11 protein-coding genes and 1 pseudogene are annotated in these 16,041 nt (G+C 54.3%); all 12 read left to right on the top strand.

The features are described from left to right. Window positions 1-124: 124 nt before the first annotated feature. Window positions 125-316 (top strand): annotated as a pseudogene (locus HEQ72_RS11815) (hypothetical protein); the annotation flags it as partial. Window positions 317-477: 161 nt separating this feature from the next. Next, on the top strand, window positions 478-1,656 hold the full coding sequence (locus tag HEQ72_RS10310; RefSeq protein ID WP_168023298.1) for a phage tail sheath subtilisin-like domain-containing protein: 1,179 nt from the start codon (window positions 478-480) through the stop codon (window positions 1,654-1,656). After that, a complete protein-coding gene (locus HEQ72_RS10305) occupies window positions 1,656-2,162 on the top strand; it encodes a phage major tail tube protein (protein ID WP_209315720.1) in 507 nt (168 codons plus the stop codon). Before HEQ72_RS10310 ends, HEQ72_RS10305 begins: the two co-directional genes overlap by 1 nt. Before the next feature lie 81 nt (window positions 2,163-2,243). After that, window positions 2,244-2,495: a phage tail assembly protein gene (locus HEQ72_RS10300; RefSeq protein ID WP_168021153.1), complete on the top strand. Its 252-nt coding sequence runs from the start codon at window positions 2,244-2,246 to the stop codon at window positions 2,493-2,495. Window positions 2,496-2,714: 219 nt separating this feature from the next. Then, the gene (locus tag HEQ72_RS10295) at window positions 2,715-4,544 is read left to right on the top strand and encodes a phage tail tape measure protein (protein ID WP_168023297.1); all 1,830 of its coding nucleotides are present in this window, start codon (window positions 2,715-2,717) and stop codon (window positions 4,542-4,544) included. A 2-nt stretch (window positions 4,545-4,546) separates the two neighbouring features. Next, entirely contained in the window at window positions 4,547-5,017 is a 471-nt protein-coding gene (locus HEQ72_RS10290) for a phage tail protein (protein WP_168021151.1), read from the top strand. After that, window positions 4,986-5,204: a tail protein X gene (locus tag HEQ72_RS10285; RefSeq protein ID WP_415877258.1), complete on the top strand. Its 219-nt coding sequence runs from the start codon at window positions 4,986-4,988 to the stop codon at window positions 5,202-5,204. The genes HEQ72_RS10290 and HEQ72_RS10285 overlap by 32 nt, the downstream gene beginning before the upstream one ends. Beyond that, on the top strand, window positions 5,195-6,208 hold the full coding sequence (locus tag HEQ72_RS10280) for a phage late control D family protein (RefSeq protein WP_209316237.1): 1,014 nt from the start codon (window positions 5,195-5,197) through the stop codon (window positions 6,206-6,208). The genes HEQ72_RS10285 and HEQ72_RS10280 overlap by 10 nt, the downstream gene beginning before the upstream one ends. A 438-nt stretch (window positions 6,209-6,646) precedes the next feature. Beyond that, on the top strand, window positions 6,647-6,847 hold the full coding sequence (locus HEQ72_RS10275; protein WP_209316236.1) for a DNA-binding protein: 201 nt from the start codon (window positions 6,647-6,649) through the stop codon (window positions 6,845-6,847). A 213-nt stretch (window positions 6,848-7,060) separates the two neighbouring features. Further along, the gene (locus HEQ72_RS10270) at window positions 7,061-8,857 is read left to right on the top strand and encodes an ABC transporter ATP-binding protein (RefSeq protein WP_168023296.1); all 1,797 of its coding nucleotides are present in this window, start codon (window positions 7,061-7,063) and stop codon (window positions 8,855-8,857) included. Between the two features lie 17 nt (window positions 8,858-8,874). Next, on the top strand, window positions 8,875-10,677 hold the full coding sequence (locus HEQ72_RS10265) for an ABC transporter ATP-binding protein (RefSeq protein ID WP_168023295.1): 1,803 nt from the start codon (window positions 8,875-8,877) through the stop codon (window positions 10,675-10,677). A 201-nt stretch (window positions 10,678-10,878) separates the two neighbouring features. After that, window positions 10,879-16,029 (top strand): non-ribosomal peptide synthetase, encoded by a 5,151-nt coding sequence (locus tag HEQ72_RS10260; protein WP_168023294.1) that lies wholly within the window; start codon window positions 10,879-10,881, stop codon window positions 16,027-16,029. The last annotated feature ends 12 nt before the right edge of the window (window positions 16,030-16,041 follow it).

Below are 16,041 nucleotides of genomic sequence, written 5' to 3'. Positions count from 1 at the left end.
GCCGCCCATCGGGCGTCCGAAAGCCAAAACAGCTGGGCCATTCATGCCTCCAATCTCCCGATTGAAGGGTATGAATCTGATCCGCAGACCACGAGCAATACCATGATTGAGTCTGGAGCCTAACAACGGCCATACCGTCGATGAGGCACTGTTGCAGTATCTGTCGCCCTTGGGCTGGGAACACCACATCAACCTGACTGGCGATTACCTCTGGCATAGCCACATCATTTTCCATTCTCTGAGACGACTCCATAAACTCGCCAGCTCCGGCGGCAAGTTCCTCATCGGTCAGGCTTGTTTCTGCTTGATCTGCTGACTGACTCAACATCCTGCACGGCACTGCCAGACGGCATCTGTTCACAAGATTTCTTATTGTGCCTTGGTTCGGTATGAAAAACCGCCAGGGGATTTGTTGTCCTGTGTCTGTCATGGTCTGAACTTGCTATTTTTATTCTGTACAAACGAGACAACAAACATATGACTGAAACATTTCTTCATGGTGTCGAGGTTCTGGAAATTGATGCCGGACCACGCCCGGTGCGGACCGTCCGGTCTTCGGTGATCGGGGTTGTGGGAACAGCGCCGGGGGCGGATGCGGATCGTTTTCCGCTGAATACCCCGGTGCTGGTCACCGGCAGCCGCACCGAGGCCGCAAAGCTCGGCAGCGACGGGTCTTTGCCCGATGCCCTGGACGGTATCTTTGACCAGATCGGCGCTGTGGTGGTGGTGATCCGGGTTGACAAGGGCAAATCCGACGCCGAAACGCTGGCCAATGTGGTGGGCGGTGTTGATGCGACCAGCGGTCAGTTCCGGGGCGTGCATGCGCTGCTGGGAGCGGAATCGGTGGTGGGTTTTGCGCCACGCATCCTGTGTGCTCCCGGTTTCACCCACCAGGCTGAAGAAGGACAGGCCAACCCGGTGGTGGCCGAGCTGAAAGGCATTGCCGACCGTCTGCGGGCTATTGTGGTGGCCGATGGCCCCAATACCACTGACGAGGCTGCCCAAGCCTATGCACGACAGAATGCCGGGACCCGGGTCTACATGATCGACCCTTGGGTCAAGGTTCTGGACCGGTCCGGCGCGGTTGCCGTGCGTCCGGCATCGGCACGCGTGGCCGGTATCATCGCCCGTGGTGACAACGATCGTGGTTTCTGGTGGTCGCCGTCCAACCAGCCGGTTAACGGCATTGTTGGCACCGCCCGTCCGGTTGATTTCAAGCTGGGTGATACGGCCAGCCGCGCCAACCTGCTGAATGAAAAGGGCATTGCCACGATCATCTGTCAGGATGGGTACCGCCTGTGGGGCAACCGCTCCCTGTCGGCGGATCCCAAGTGGGCGTTCCTGTCGGTGCGCCGCACAGCCGACCTGATCAACGAAAGCCTGCAACGGGCCCACATGTGGGCTGTGGACCGGAATATCACCAAGACCTATGTCCAGGATGTTACCGAAGGCGTCAACGCCTACCTGCGCACCCTGACCAATCTGGGTGCCGTTCTGGGCGGACGGTGCTGGGCTGATCCGGACCTGAATACCCCGGCCAACATCACCCAGGGCAAGATCTACTTCAACTTCGATTTCACCCCTCCCTATCCGGCGGAGCACATCACGTTCCGTTCCCACCTGGTCAATGATTACATCAAGGAGGCCTTTCACTGATGGCCGCGCGCGACGTTCTGAAAAATATCAACCTGTTCGTTGACGGGCGTGGCTATGCCGGACAGATCAGCGAGTACAACGCGCCGGAACTGACCTTGGTCACCGAGGATTTCCGGGCCGGTGGCATGGATGTACCAGTAACGCTGGACATGGGCATGGAGCCTTTGGAAACCAGCTTCAGCTTGATCAGCTACGACCGCGATGTGTTGGCCCTGTTCGGTGTTGCCGAAGGAAAAAGCGTGCCGTTGACTGTACGTGGTGCCCTGGAATCCTGGGACGGCACGGTCACACCGGTTGTGCACCACATGCGCGGCAAGATCACCAAGATCAGCCGTGGGGCCTGGACACCCGGACAGAAAGCCGAGCTGAAGATCACCATGCGCCTGGATTACTACCGTGAAGAACACGGTGGTCAGCCGGTTCACGAGATTGATGTCATCAACATGATCCGCAAGGTCAACGGCGAGGATCGCCTGGAGAGCGTACGCCAAGCCTTGTCGATCTGACAGTGGTTCTGGCCGACGGGCCGGGATGCATATTTTTTCCCGGCCCTTGGTCGTCTTTTCTCCTAATTTTGGTAAAATACTATGTCTTCTGACACGACTGATATTGTTCTGGACCGTCCGCTGATGGTGGATGGGACCGAAATTATGACCGTACGCATGCGCGAACCTACGGTACAGGACCAGATTGCGGCCAGTGAGGTCAAGGGCAGCCCCGCCCGGCAGGAAATCGCCATGATCGCCAATTTGTGCGAAATTACCCCGGATATGGTTCGTCAACTTTCTCTGCGTGATTACAAAAAGTTGCAGCAGGCTTTTCTGGGTTTTACCGAATAAGGGCTGTCGATGTGCGTGCCGGGGTTATTGCCCTGGCCTCGCATACCGGGTGGTCCTGGTCTGAAATCGGCAGCATGCCGACCAGCACTTTTTTATGGTGGATTGAAGGTTTGCCAAAACGTGATACGTGATAAAGAATCGACGCCTGATATGGCGCCGGAATCGGGTAAGTCCGGTTTTTCCAAGAGATCTAAAAAAAAACAGGATCGGGGGCCGGTTATGACCCAGGCGGCACCATCAATCCGGGCTGCCGTGAAGGGAGGGACTGCTTCCTCCTCGGGTTTCTCTGCCGGTGCGTCTCGCTCCTCAGTGGATTCCGGCGTTGCATCCGTCATGAGAAATGCTGCCTCCGGATTCTTCTCGCTGTCTTCGGCGTGGGCCGAAAGGGCCGTTGATTTCGATACAGTCATTCAGGAAACCAGTCGCTTGATGCAGGCAGGTCCCGAGGGGGCGCAGCGGCTCTCTGACCTGGCCATTAACACAGCCCGTTCCGGGGAGTGGTCTCCTGTCCAGATCGGGCAGGCCCTGCATGCTGCGGGCCAATCCGGTATGGCCGAAGGGCGGGCGGTTGCCTCGTTACCCGGGGCGTTGCTTATGGCACAGGCCGGAAACATGGTTCCCGCTGATGCAATGGCCCTGTCTGCCACAATCCAGAACCGGATGCCGGTTGACCCGTTGGATATGACCCGCATGGCAACCATGCTGGTGCAAACCGCAGGGGATTCGGCACGTGCTGTTCCCCTGCTGGGCCAAGCTCTCGCAACCGTTGGCCCGGATGCGGTTGCCGGCGGTGCCAGCCTGGAACAGGTCACTGCAATGCTGGGTGTGTTGGCCGAAGCGAGTCTGGAGGGCGAAAAAGCGGGCTTGGCTCTTGGTCATGTTATCTCTGGACTGGCGGATCCTTCTTCTGATGTTGCATCCCTGTTGCAGGCAATGGATATCGGTTTGCGGGATGCATCCGGACAGATGCGATCTGTTCCCGATGTGCTTGGCGATCTTGGCCAAGCTATGGTCGGCCTTGATGCCTCAGGTCGGGAGCAGCTCACCGGGCATCTTTTCGGCACCGATCCGGATACTTTCAAGGCGGGGTCGGTCTTGGTTTCTTCTGCCGGTGCCGGTCAACTCCAGGTCCGCACAGAGCAGCTTGCTGCTGTCACCCCTGTGGTGTCTTTAGAGGGAGCTGATCTCGATACGCTGGATAACCGGCTTCAGTGCTTGATCAACAAAGCTGACGCTTTTGCCATGGCACTGGGCTCCATGCTGATGCCCTGGATCCGTCCCTTGATGGAAGTGGTAGCAACCATTCGCGAGGTGGCCAAGGTTGTTGGCATGTTTACGGATGCATGTGCGGTACTGCGTGCGGTTGGCACCCTTGTGTGCCCGGTCTTCAATGTGTTGACGGGTATCATGCGGGTGATCGGAACAACTCTGATGGGGCTTGGCCCGGTTTTGAATATGGTTGCCTTGGGTATTCGGGCGATTGGCATTGCCATGATGGCCAATCCTCTGGGGCTTGTTATCACGGCTATCGCCTTGGCTGCGGGGTTGCTGATTGCTCACTGGGAGCCTGTCGTCGCGTTCTTTTCCGATCTCTGGTCCGGGTTGTCCGATGGTGCGGCCACAGCGTGGGATGCGATTTGCAGTCTGGTCATGGAAAAGGTCAAGTGGCTGACAGATGTGCTGACCCCTGTGTTTACCCTGTTCGGGTTTGGTGACGCTGCAACACAGGCGCCACCCATTCTTCCAGCTTCTCCGTTGCCGGGTTCACAGCCGACCCCGTTGCCTTCTTCCCTTCTTGCTGTGCCTCCGGCTTCCCAGTCGGCAGAGCTTGAGCGCTCCGTCGCCGCTTCACAGGTTATCGGGCGCGTCGCTCCTGCAACAGCTGCATCCGGAACCAGCACCACCCATCATGTTACCAACGCAAACACAATCACGATCAATGCCCAGCCCCATCATAATCCGCAGGATATTGTTGATGAAATGGAACGTCGGCAGAAACAGCGCAGCCGGGGTGCGCTGTATGACAGCACACTGGTTTACGAGGCCTGAGAATGTCTGATGTCATGATGCAACTTGGTGCTTATCAATTCAGCATCAGTACTGCGGCGTACCAAACTCTTCGACGCTCTGTTGCATACCGTTGGTCTGCCCAGGATCGTATTGGCCGTTCGGCGGCCTTGCAGTTCACCGGCCTTGGTGAAGACACGCTTACGCTGGACGGCGTGATTTTCCCGACCCACAAGCATGTATCCCACCGTGCCCCCGGCACCGGCTTTTCGGCTGAAGGCTTTGCCAAGTCTCATGCTTCCGGAGCCAGTCAGCTTGATGCCATGCGCGAACAGGCAGCCACAGGCAAGCCTCAGCTGTTGCTGGATGGGCAGGGCCAGATTTTGGGACAATGGGTCATAGAACACATCGAAGAGCAGCAAGACACGTTTGCTCGTGCCGGTGTTGCGCGCCGTCAGACATTTAGTCTCAAGCTCAGGAAATATGATGACAACTCTTCAGTACAAAACATGTGATGGTGATACCGTTGATCTGATCGCCTGGACATATTATGGCCGTCGTCGTGGACGATGTGTGGAGCAGCTTCTGGATGCCAACCCCGGACTGGCCGACCAAGGTCCGGTCTTGCCGGCAGGGCTGACTGTTTGTCTGCCTGACATCCGCGAGCCTGTCTTTGCAGGAGGCATTCGTCTGTGGAGCTGAAATACAGACCCGATGTTCGTATTGTTGCCAACAACAGCGACATTACAGCACTGATCCGTCAGCGTCTGATCCGTTTGTCCTTGACCGATGAGGCTGGACTCCAGAGTGACACCCTGGAGCTGGTTCTGGCCGATCATGATCCACTACAGCCTATTCTTCTGCCTGCATCAGGCGCAGAGCTTGAAGTCTGGCTTGGGTATACGGGATCTATGTCCCGTATGGGGCTTTTTGTCGTTGACGAAATGGAGCTTTCCGGTCCCCCGGGCTGTCTTCTGATCAGGGCCAAGGCTGCGATACAAACAGCAACACCGACGGGAAAGCATTCCCTCTATTCCCAGAAGACACGCTCCTGGCCATTGGATACAGGGTTGAGTTCCCTTGTCGAGAAAATTGCCGGAGAACATGGTCTGCGTGCTGCCATCGCGGCCGATATTGATGAGATCCCGATTCCCCATATTGATCAGGTCAATGAGTCTGACATCAATCTTCTGACCCGGCTGGGGCGTGACACGGGACTCGTCATCAAGCCGGCTGATGGCGCGCTTGTTGTTTGTCGTCGTGGGCGGGGTATATCTGTTACAGGCCAGTCGCTTCCTATCCTTGAGGTACAGCAGCAAGACGTGAAGTCATGGCGCGTATCACTCAGTCAGCGCGAACAGGTTGGCTCTGTCGTTGCCTTGTATCGTGATGTGGAAGCCGCTGATGATTGCGAAGTGGTTGTGGGGGAGGGGGAACCTGTGCGGCGCTTGCGCTACCATTATCCGGACAGATGCAGTGCTGAACAGGCAGCCCGTGCTGAACACGAAAAATCTAGTTTCCTAAAGGGAACATTGTCTCTTGTCCTTGCTGGCAACGGTGCCTTGGTTGCTGAGGGTCGCCTAAAGGTCAGGGGATTTTGTGACCGTCTCGATGGTGAATGGCTGATAACACGCGTGACGCATACCCTTGACGGTAATGGCTATGTGTCCGGTTTGGAAGCCAGTCGCTCTGTTGCAGAATCTTGATTGATGGCTACGTTCGCTGTGCAACTTTTATGCAATAAATCATGATCCTGAGTTTCGTATTACTGTATGAAATTACTGGACTACTATAGAGAGAGATTAATTAATAATGAAGTGACTATGAATGGAGCAATATATCCGAATAAGTAACTTTCATTCACCATCATTAATCAATGTTAATAGTTTATAATTTTTCATTTTTTTTCAAAAAACATCTTGATTGCTATGTGCCTCATGCATTATTAGTGTGAGTGCTTGTTCTTTATAGGCAGTCATTTTTTTCTTTTTCAAGAAGGAAAATTCACACCTGTATTGTTAATTAATTAACGCGTAGTTTAATTATTAATATAAATCGAGGTATTCATTTTCTTCTGTCGTGAGAAGTGATGTGTTTTGTGCGGCATTCTGTAATGAATAGTCGCCCGGAGAGGAGTATGTGAGATGCAGATGAATTCAGAATTTTTTACAGTTGATGATCTTCTGATTCGGTGGAGTGGAGTTATTGCAAAAGGAACTCTTGCCAATTGGCGGGCAAAAAGAATTGGTCCTGCATATGTGAAAATTGGCGGTCGTATTCTTTATCCTGTTTCTATTGTAGAAACGTGGGAAAAGACAAACATGCGATCATGTAATGATAATTAATTATTAATAACACACTAAATTTATTTATTAATTATTTTCTATAATATTTAAGCAGTGCGCCCTGTTCCATGAATTCATGGTCAGGGCGTCAGCATTTTACAATAGAGAAAAAATCCTGATCGCATTCTGATTGCCCAGATTGCACTAGAATGCCCTTAACTTCAGATGCATGCTGCTGTGTTCGTTCTTGTGCTGGCGGGAGGTGGGCTGATTATGGCCACGAAGAGCTTTATCCGGCTTTTGTGCCTAGCTGGGCAGTTCCGGTGGCGTTTTGTTTCCGCCTGCCTGCTATCATCGGTTGCCGTCGCCCTTTCATTGGCTCCGTTGCTTTTTATATGCCTTGCCGTAGAGTCTCTCTCTTCTGATAATACCTTTATTTTCTGGATCAGTGTTTGTGTTGCTGCTTCCTGCCTTGTGCTTCAACCGCTGTGCGCCGGCCTTGCCACTGGTATTGCCCATGCTGCAGCCTTTGACACGTTAGCTACGATAAGGCATGCGCTTTTGCGCAAGTTCGGCTGTTTACCACTTGATTTCTTTTCGTCAAGACAGACTGGGGCCCTTAAGCGCTTGGTCAATGAGGATGTTGAGGTCTTGGAGCTTTTTCTCAGTCATCAGCTCCCTGACATGGTGTCCGCTCTGTTGGCGCCTTTGTCAGCTCTCGTCTTTCTGGCAGTGATTGATTGGCGTTTGTCCGTGGCGGCATGTGGCATTGTTCCTTTGGCCATTACAGCCAATGCTTTGATGATGCGGGGGCATTCCGGAAAGATCAGCCAGTACTTTCGTCTTTTGGGAACGATCAATGCAGCAGCCGTCGAATATCTACAGGGTATTGATGCTCTGAAAACAGGAGGGCGTGGCCTGCGAAGCTTTCGTGTTTTTCGTAATCATGTCTGTGCGTTTCGCGACTTCGCTGTATCTTGGCAGAAGCAGTGGCTTGGTCCGTGGGCATTTTTCTCTGTTGCAACCGGTGCATCCTTGCTCTTTGTTGTGCCTACGGGAATGTGGCTGGTCTTGCATGTAGGCGTTATGCCGACAACGATGCTCCTTGCCGTTTTTATCGCAACCGGCATTAGCGCTCCCCTGACCAAACTTGTCTTGTATGGAGAGGTCTTTCTGCGGGTCAGCAAGGCTGAACAGGCTATTACCCGGATTTTGGAAGAGCCAGAACTTACGACAGAAAACCTGCACTATATTTCGTCTATTTCTTCATTCGGCTTTCATCTTGACGCAGTGGGATTTCAGACAGAAGGGGAAGTCCTATTACGTGACATAAGTTTTGAGATACCAGCGAACCAGACAACAGCACTGGTTGGCGTATCTGGTGCTGGAAAGACATCTTTGGTCCGGCTTCTGGTTCGTCACATCAGGCCGACATCTGGACATATTTCCTTGGCAGGCCGGGGTCTTGATACCTTCGCCCCGGATGAACTGGCATTGTGTATCGGACTTATCAACCAAGATGTCTTTTTATTCAACGATACTATTGCCGCCAACATTGCCGTAGGCATGAGAGATGCCTCTCATGAGGCCATTCTGGCTGCTGCAAGGGCAGCTAACGCCTTACACTTCATAGAGCAGCTCCCCGAAGGATTTGACACCGTTATTGGTGAAAATGGTGTTCGTTTGTCAGGCGGAGAACGTCAGCGGCTTGCCTTGGCCCGCGCTTTGTTACGTGATGCTCCGATCCTGATTCTGGACGAGGCAACGTCCCATGTTGATCCGGTGCACGAGGCGCTGATTCAGCAAGCTGTCAATCAATTGGCTGGCCGAAAGACGATTGTGGTTGTCTCGCATCGACTGGATAGTGTGTCGGCCTGTGACCAAATTGCTTTGTTGTCCGATGGTCGCTTGGATGCTGTCGGGACTCACGAGCAACTCCTTGGTTGTTCTTTGCTCTACAGCCGGCTCTGGGCGTTGCAGTGTCGTAACCTATCCTGGTCACTTGGATGCCCGCCAATCGATGGAGAAAGGCACCTTGGAATCTCGGCAGGGACCATGGCGGCATCATGAAGAGCGGGAGATCCGGTATGATGGTTTTGCTGCGTATCCTGAACCTTTCCGGTGTGGAGCGAGGCGCTATGGTACGTTCCATCCTGTTCAGAATTCTGGAGAGTATGGCGGCAGCGCTTCCGGTCGGCTTGGCATGCCTGGTGGTTATGGCTCTGATGCAAGATCAGCGTGTTGTGCCATGGTTACCATATTCCCTGGATACGATGCCGGCTGTGATGTCCGTCGCTGCCGTTTTTGCGGTTCTTTACGGGCTACAATGGGTGTTATCCCATCTTGGGAGTTTGTATGGTTATGGCGCGGGCCTGAACATGACGGCGAACCTGCGTATCCGGATCGCAAAAAAACTGCCGACTTTGCCCCTATCATGGTTCAACAAGCATGATTCCGGTGAACTGGCTCATATCGTGATGCAGGATATGGTGACGATCGAGCAGGTTCCCGGGCTTGTAATCCCGCGCCTTGTCACGGCCATGACGTTGCCTGTTGTTGCGCTCTCTGCCTTGATGTTTCTGGATATACGTATGGGTATGGCGCTGTTTTTTGGTATTGGGTTGTCTATACCTGTCTTGATTCTTGGCCATCGTACCCTGCGCCGGGCTACGCAACGTTACGTGCAGTCCCAGTCCGCCATGAATGCGCGACTGATCGAATTCATTCGTGGGATTGCTGTCATCAAGTCCTTTGGACTGGCCAGTGACAGCGAGACGCGCTGTTATCAAGCTATCGGCTCATTTCGTGATCGTTCACAGGATTTAACATGGTCCTTCGTGCGGCCGATGATCGCCTTTCCGTCTGTCTTGATGCTTGGCTGTATTCTGGTTCTGGCCGGCGGTGCATACTTTGTGGTGGCGGGAACACTGGAGCTTGCAGCCTGGCCTGTCTTTTTCTTGGTTTCCCTGCGTTTGCTCGGCCCGTTGGCAAATCTCATGGAGTTTTCCGCGCTTGTCCGCCAGATGGAAGCCGCAATGGAGCGCATCATGCTTATTCTTGATGCGCCGTCGGATGAGGTGACCGGGGATTACTATCCGATTGATTGTGCCGATATCGTTTTCCGCAATGTCAGCTTTTCGTATGCCGACAAATTATGTCAGGCTGGGCCGGATACTGCTGGCCATGTTGTTGATCTTGATTTTACAATTCCCACCAATACGGTGACGGCCATTGTTGGCCTGACGGGTTCCGGGAAAAGTACCTTGGTCCGGCTTCTGGCCCGGCAGTATCAGCCTGCCTGTGGGCAGATCATGATCGGCGGTGTTGATCTGGCAGTAATACCGGATCAGCAGCTGCATGGCCTTGTTTCTGTCGTGTCCCAGACCGTAACCCTGTTTACGGAAACGGTAGCGGATTCTATTCGTGCAGGCCGACTGGATGCCTGTGATGATGATGTAGTCAAGGCCGCCCGGGCAGCGCGCTGTCACGATTTTATCATGCGATTGCCTGATGGTTACAATACAGTCCTTGCTGGTGCCGGTGCGGCGTTGTCCGGCGGGGAGAGGCAGCGCATTGCTTTGGCCCGAGCCTTTCTGCAAGACAGTCCCATCCTTGTCCTGGATGAAGTGACATCTGCGCTGGATATTGAGAATGAGCGTCTGATACAGGAGGCGCTGGGGGATCTTGTGCATAACCGGACTGTTCTGGTTATTGCACATCGTTTGTGGACAATACGTAATGCTCACCAGATTTTGGTCATGGATCATGGGCGCATTGTCGAACGCGGGTCTCATTCAGAGTTGATTGGTGGCGGAGGTTTGTACAACAACCTCTGGTCTGCTCTTGCATCAGCACCAGGATGGCATGGCTCTGGAGCCAAGGCTGCCTGAATCGTACATCCTTTTTTTCCAGTCTCGATAATGCCCTAGTTCTCTGCAAACGGGGCGGAAAGGTGCTTGGTGTTTTATCAGAAAACTCTTTTAATCCCGATTGCGATGTATTGATAACCAATCGCAATAGAGATTGGCGCCAACATGCCGTCATGTACACCGTCCGTGATTATACGGTGTTTGTACCCGGGAGCGTTGGTGATGTTGGAACATGTTGCGGTGATGAGGGAAGGCCGTGCCGTCAGGAGTGCTGGCCAAGATGATAACGAACGTCACCGTCCTTTCCCCCTGACCGATATCCAGCACGCTTATTGGGTTGGTCGCAGCAGCTCCCTGGAACTGGGGAATGTGGCCTGCCATGTTTATTTTGAATGGGCCTTGGGCACATTGGATGTAGAAAAGCTAGAAAAAGCCTGGAACGAGGTTATTCGGCGCCACGATATGATGCGTGCCATCATACAGCCTGATGGTCGCCAGCGTATTCTGCCTGAAGTACCTTGGTATACAGTAATAGTTGACAGCCCCGACGCAGAAGATGCTGACCAAACTGTATCCATGACGCGCGACAGGATGTCTCGCCAAGTTCTGGATGCCGGGACGTGGCCGTTGTTCGAGATGCGTGCCACCCGCCTTTCAGATGCCTGCTTTCATTTGCACCTTGATATTGATCTCTTGATGTTTGACGTCCAGAGCTTCCACGTATTTCTTGCGGATCTGGAGCACTTGTATGCGGGGATACCCGTTGATCCGCCGCCTTCTTTTTCATTTCGTGACTATGTTCTTGCAACAGAGAAGAGACGTGGGACGCAGGCTTGGAATGATGCCCGCTCATGGTGGCTTCAGCGTCTTCCTGATATGGCACCTCCTCCTGACCTTCCCCTTGCTGTTGCGCCCGGATCCCTTCCTTTCCCACGCTTTCGCAGATACATCCGGAGCCTGGCCCCACAGGCATGGTCACGCCTTGTACATCGTGCTGCAGAGCATGGCTTGACCGGATCCGCTGTCCTTCTGGCAGCATTCTCTGAAGTTCTGGCATATTGGTCTCGATCTCCCCGTTTTACGGTCAATCTGACCCACTTCAACCGAGAACGCCTGCATCCGGACGTGATGCGGCTGGTCGGTGATTTTACCTCGGTCCTGTTGGTCACAGTTGATTGTGCTGAGAACAAGTCCCTCTATGAGCGGGCACAAAACATACAGAAGGAGATGTGGAGCGGACTGGCGCACCGGGTTTACTCCGGTGTTGATGTCATGCGTGACGTGTCGCGTTTGTCTGGAACTGTGGATGCCGGACGCATGCCGGTTGTCTTTACCAGCCTGCTTGGCATGGATATTGATCATTTGGCTGATACGGAACGGGAAGGGGCATTGCTGGGGGAGCCAATATGCTTGGAAACGGCAACACCACAGGTTTGGCTTGATCACCAAGTTATGGTGCGGCGCGGCGAATTGGTCTGGAACTGGATTGTTATTGAGGACCTTTTCCCGCCGGGGCTGGTCGAAGGCATGATGGATGCCTATGACAGGCTTCTGGCTTCCCTGGTTGATTCTGAACAGGCCTGGCAGCAGCCTGTTGGTTCTTTGCTGACAGCGGCCCAGTTGGAGCCACGCCAGAGCGCGAATGCAACCGATACGCCGTTCAAGCCATTCCTTCTTCATCACCCTGTTTTTCAGCATGGACGGAACAAGGATGGCCTTTCAGCTTGCACACCTGCTCTGTTCCATGGGGCAGAGTGTCTTGGCTATGCGACGTTGTTGCAGCGTTCGGAACAACTTGCGGCTTGTCTGGACATAGAGCCCGGCGATTCTGTGGCGGTTGTTCTGCCAAAAGGCCTGGAGCAAATTATTGCCGTTCTGGCTGTCCTTGAGGCCGGTGGAGTCTATGTCCCCGTTTCACTTGATACGCCACGGGCCCGTCTGGCACAGGTTCTTGATAGCGCGTGTGTGCGGCTTGTGCTGTGTCATCAAGATCATGCTGTCCCTGATCATATACGCTGTCTTGATCCCTCTCTTCCTGTTATTCCCAAAGCGGGTCGTCTGCCTGTGTATCAGCCGCGTCAACCGGAAGATCTGGCCTATATTATCTACACATCTGGCTCAACCGGGATACCCAAGGGAGTTATGATCAGCCACCAAGCTGCTGCCAACACGGTGGCTGATATCAGTCGTCGCTTTGCGGTTGGTCCGCATGACCGGGTTCTTGCTCTTTCATCTCTGGCATTTGACCTGTCTGTTTACGATATTTTCGGTGTTCTGGGGGCTGGTGGGGCACTGGTTCTCCCAGATGAAGACCAGCGTCTTGATCCCCTGCACTGGGCTGACCTGATGGATCGTCATGGCGTGACAATCTGGAACACGGTCCCAGCCCTTCTGGAGCTGTTGGTTGATGTGCTGGAAAAGGGACAGGCACAAACACCCCGTGGTCTGCGCCTTGTTCTTCTGTCCGGGGACTGGATTCCAGTTAGCCTGCCGGGGCGGTTGAGGGCTTTGTTCCCCGATGTCCGTATTATTGCCATGGGTGGTGCGACGGAGGCTTCGATCTGGTCCAACTGGTTCGAGATCAAGAATGTTGATCCGGTGTGGCGCTCTATTCCTTATGGGTTCCCGCTGTCCAACCAGCGCTACCACGTTCTGGACCGAAGATGGCGAGATCGACCGGACTATGTGGCCGGAGACCTGTATATCGCCGGATCTGGTCTGGCGGATGGCTATCAGAATGACCCGGAAAAAACGTCACAATCTTTCGTGCAGCATCCACAAACGGGTGAGCGTCTGTACCGCACCGGGGATATGGCCTGCTATTGGCCTGATGGTACCTTGGAATTCCTGGGAAGAGAGGACAATCAGGTCAAGGTTGCCGGTCAGCGCATCGAACTGGGTGATATTGAAGCTGCCTTGATCCATGCCAGCGGAGTTCGTGATGCGGTCGCTGTTTTCACACCCGGGGTATCCGGCGGTAGTGGGGGGCGTATTACAGCCTTTGTTGTCCCTGTTCCGGTGCCGGCTGCAAGTTCTGCTTTCTCCCTTCTCCCGTCCTTGTCAGCGGATCGATACCAAAGGGCATGTGAGGCATTGTCCGTCCCTGTTTCTGGTCTTGGGCCTGATATAAAGACCTGCGCAGAGGCTTTTGGTATTGCCGGGGATCGCCTGGCTTTGTCTGTGATGGAAACAGTTCTGGCCCGACGGGATGTGTTTGACGGTTCTGTTCCGCTAACCATGCCAGAGATCATGCGCCGCAGTGGTATTGCCGAACGTTATGCCGGTTTACTGGAGCAGTGGATCAAGGCCTTGGTCGCGGCGGATGTGCTGGTAGAGACTGATGCTGGTGGTTTCTCAGCCCTGCGGCCCTTGCGTTGTGATCCTGATGCCGGGCAGGTGTTCCTCCAAGATTTGAAGTCTGTCGAGGCTGACTTTGAGAACTTCCGGATTACGGACTGGGTCGAGGCGTGTATTGCGCATTGTGACGAGCTTCTTGATGGCCACCTTGATCCGGTTGAAGTTTTGTTTCCCGGCGGGAACAGTGCCTTGGCGGGTGATCTTTACCGCCATAATCCCTTGTCAGCTCCTTATGGGAAGATGGTTGCGGCAGCCGTTCGTGCCTTTGCAGAGGCGGCCCCTGATTCCGCTGTATCCATCATTGAAGTCGGTGCAGGAACCGGTGGGACAACAGCCCATGTTCTGCCGGTTCTGGATCCGGGGCGCAGTGAATATATATTTACAGATATCTCGTCCTTCTTTCTGGATCACTCCCGCTCTGGTTTCTCTGATTGCCCGTTCCTGCAGACAGCATGCTGGGATATTTCCTGGCACCCATCCTCTGCGGGGCTGGGAGAGCATAGTGCGGATATAGTCATAGCCAGCAATGTTTTGCATGATGTGCGTGATATTCCGACCGCCTTGGCCAATCTGCGTTCAGTGTTGAAGCCGGGGGGGCTTCTGGTCCTGCGCGAGGCAACCCGACACAACCTGTTGCAGCTGGTGACAGCCGGTTTTCTTGAAGGCTTTGGCCATTTCACCGATTTTCGTCGCGATGACGGTCGGCCATTGGTTGATGCTGAAACCTGGTGCCGCGTTATGGAAGACGCTGGGTTCCTTGTGCCCTGTGTTTCTGATGGTGGTGCGGCATGGGCTGGTCAGCATGTTTTTGTTGCCCGTACTCCTGGCCGGGCTGTTTCCTTGGATCAGTCTGCCCTGGTGCGGGAGCTGTCCGAACACCTGCCCCCGGGCATGTTACCCTCATCTTTTATTGTTCTGGACCGGCTTCCGCTGGGTCTGAATGGCAAGGTAGATCGCAAGGCATTGGCCTCGCTGGTCCCATCTGTTACGGCAGGCTGCTCAGTGGATGCCGTGTATACGCCTCTTGAAAAGACCATTGCCACGGTGTGGGCGGATATTCTGGGTGATATGCCTGGCTCCGGGGATAATTTCTTCCTGTCGGGAGGAGACAGTCTGCTGGCCACGCATTTGATCAGCACACTGCGAACAATGGGTTGTGGTACCCCAACGCTGCGTCTGTTGTTTGAAAATCCGGTTCTGCGTGATTTTGCGGTCGCACTGGATGCATCCGGGGCTGCCCCATCCTTGGAACCTGATAATTTTCCGGCTGTCCTGCATCTAAAGACGGGCGTGGACGCAAAGGCACACCTGATCCTGTTGCCCGGCAGTGATGGCATGGCCACTCTTTTTGCACCTCTGGCGGCACGGCTTGACGATGCGATAGCGGTGACAGCCCTGCGTACACCGGGGTTGGCCAAGGGTGAACAGCCAGCTTGCAGCATGATTGATATTGTTCAGTATTTCAGGGGTGTTATAGGCCAGTTATCTTCTGGCCTTGGTTCATGTCCCCTGTATCTTGGCGGGTGGTCTTTTGGTGCCTTGGCCATTCCCGGCTTGGTATCTGCCCTGAAAGACGATGGTCTTTCTGTTGCCGGGGCTGTTCTGCTGGACCCGCCACCTGTTGGTGCCTTTGCCCTTGGTCGTCCCGATCCCTCTGGCATGCCGGCCGCCCCGGAAACATCGTCTGCCCTGATGGCCTTACTGGGTATCCAGGAAGCTGATCTTGATCATAAGCAGGAGCAAGCACTGGTCCAGCGTTTTACTGCCATGGTTCGGGCCCACCGTACGGCAATGCAAGACATGCCCGTACCGTTTGTTGAGCCACCAAGCCTGGTGATTGCGGCAACAGAGGTTCCCCCGGAATGGCAGGATCTCCCCGTCTGGCCCGGTGGAATTGCCCCTGTCCTGCCAGTTCAGGGGAACCACTGGAGCCTTCTGACAGATCCTGTTTCCCTCGATGCCCTGGCCCAAGCCATTGAAACCATCATCCGCTTTCCGGCGCATACCCGGTCATAGCAGGAGAATGCC

Origin of the sequence: Haematospirillum sp. 15-248 (assembly GCF_012102665.1) — a bacterium.
Lineage (GTDB): Bacteria > Pseudomonadota > Alphaproteobacteria > Rhodospirillales > Rhodospirillaceae > Haematospirillum.
Note: the sequence above shows the minus strand (reverse complement) of the source record. Positions and strands in the feature narration are given on the sequence as shown.

What these genes read in the sequence shown, in the direction of transcription:
- HEQ72_RS10310 (WP_168023298.1), top strand. Translation starts at nt 478, where the DNA reads ATGACTGAAACATTTCTTCATGGTGTCGAGGTTCTGGAAATTGATGCC.
- HEQ72_RS10305 (WP_209315720.1), top strand. Translation starts at nt 1,656, where the DNA reads ATGGCCGCGCGCGACGTTCTGAAAAATATCAACCTGTTCGTTGACGGG.
- HEQ72_RS10300 (WP_168021153.1), top strand. Translation starts at nt 2,244, where the DNA reads ATGTCTTCTGACACGACTGATATTGTTCTGGACCGTCCGCTGATGGTG.
- HEQ72_RS10295 (WP_168023297.1), top strand. Translation starts at nt 2,715, where the DNA reads ATGACCCAGGCGGCACCATCAATCCGGGCTGCCGTGAAGGGAGGGACT.
- HEQ72_RS10290 (WP_168021151.1), top strand. Translation starts at nt 4,547, where the DNA reads ATGTCTGATGTCATGATGCAACTTGGTGCTTATCAATTCAGCATCAGT.
- HEQ72_RS10285 (WP_415877258.1), top strand. Translation starts at nt 4,986, where the DNA reads ATGATGACAACTCTTCAGTACAAAACATGTGATGGTGATACCGTTGAT.
- HEQ72_RS10275 (WP_209316236.1), top strand. Translation starts at nt 6,647, where the DNA reads ATGCAGATGAATTCAGAATTTTTTACAGTTGATGATCTTCTGATTCGG.
- HEQ72_RS10270 (WP_168023296.1), top strand. Translation starts at nt 7,061, where the DNA reads ATGGCCACGAAGAGCTTTATCCGGCTTTTGTGCCTAGCTGGGCAGTTC.
- HEQ72_RS10265 (WP_168023295.1), top strand. Translation starts at nt 8,875, where the DNA reads ATGATGGTTTTGCTGCGTATCCTGAACCTTTCCGGTGTGGAGCGAGGC.
- HEQ72_RS10260 (WP_168023294.1), top strand. Translation starts at nt 10,879, where the DNA reads ATGTTGGAACATGTTGCGGTGATGAGGGAAGGCCGTGCCGTCAGGAGT.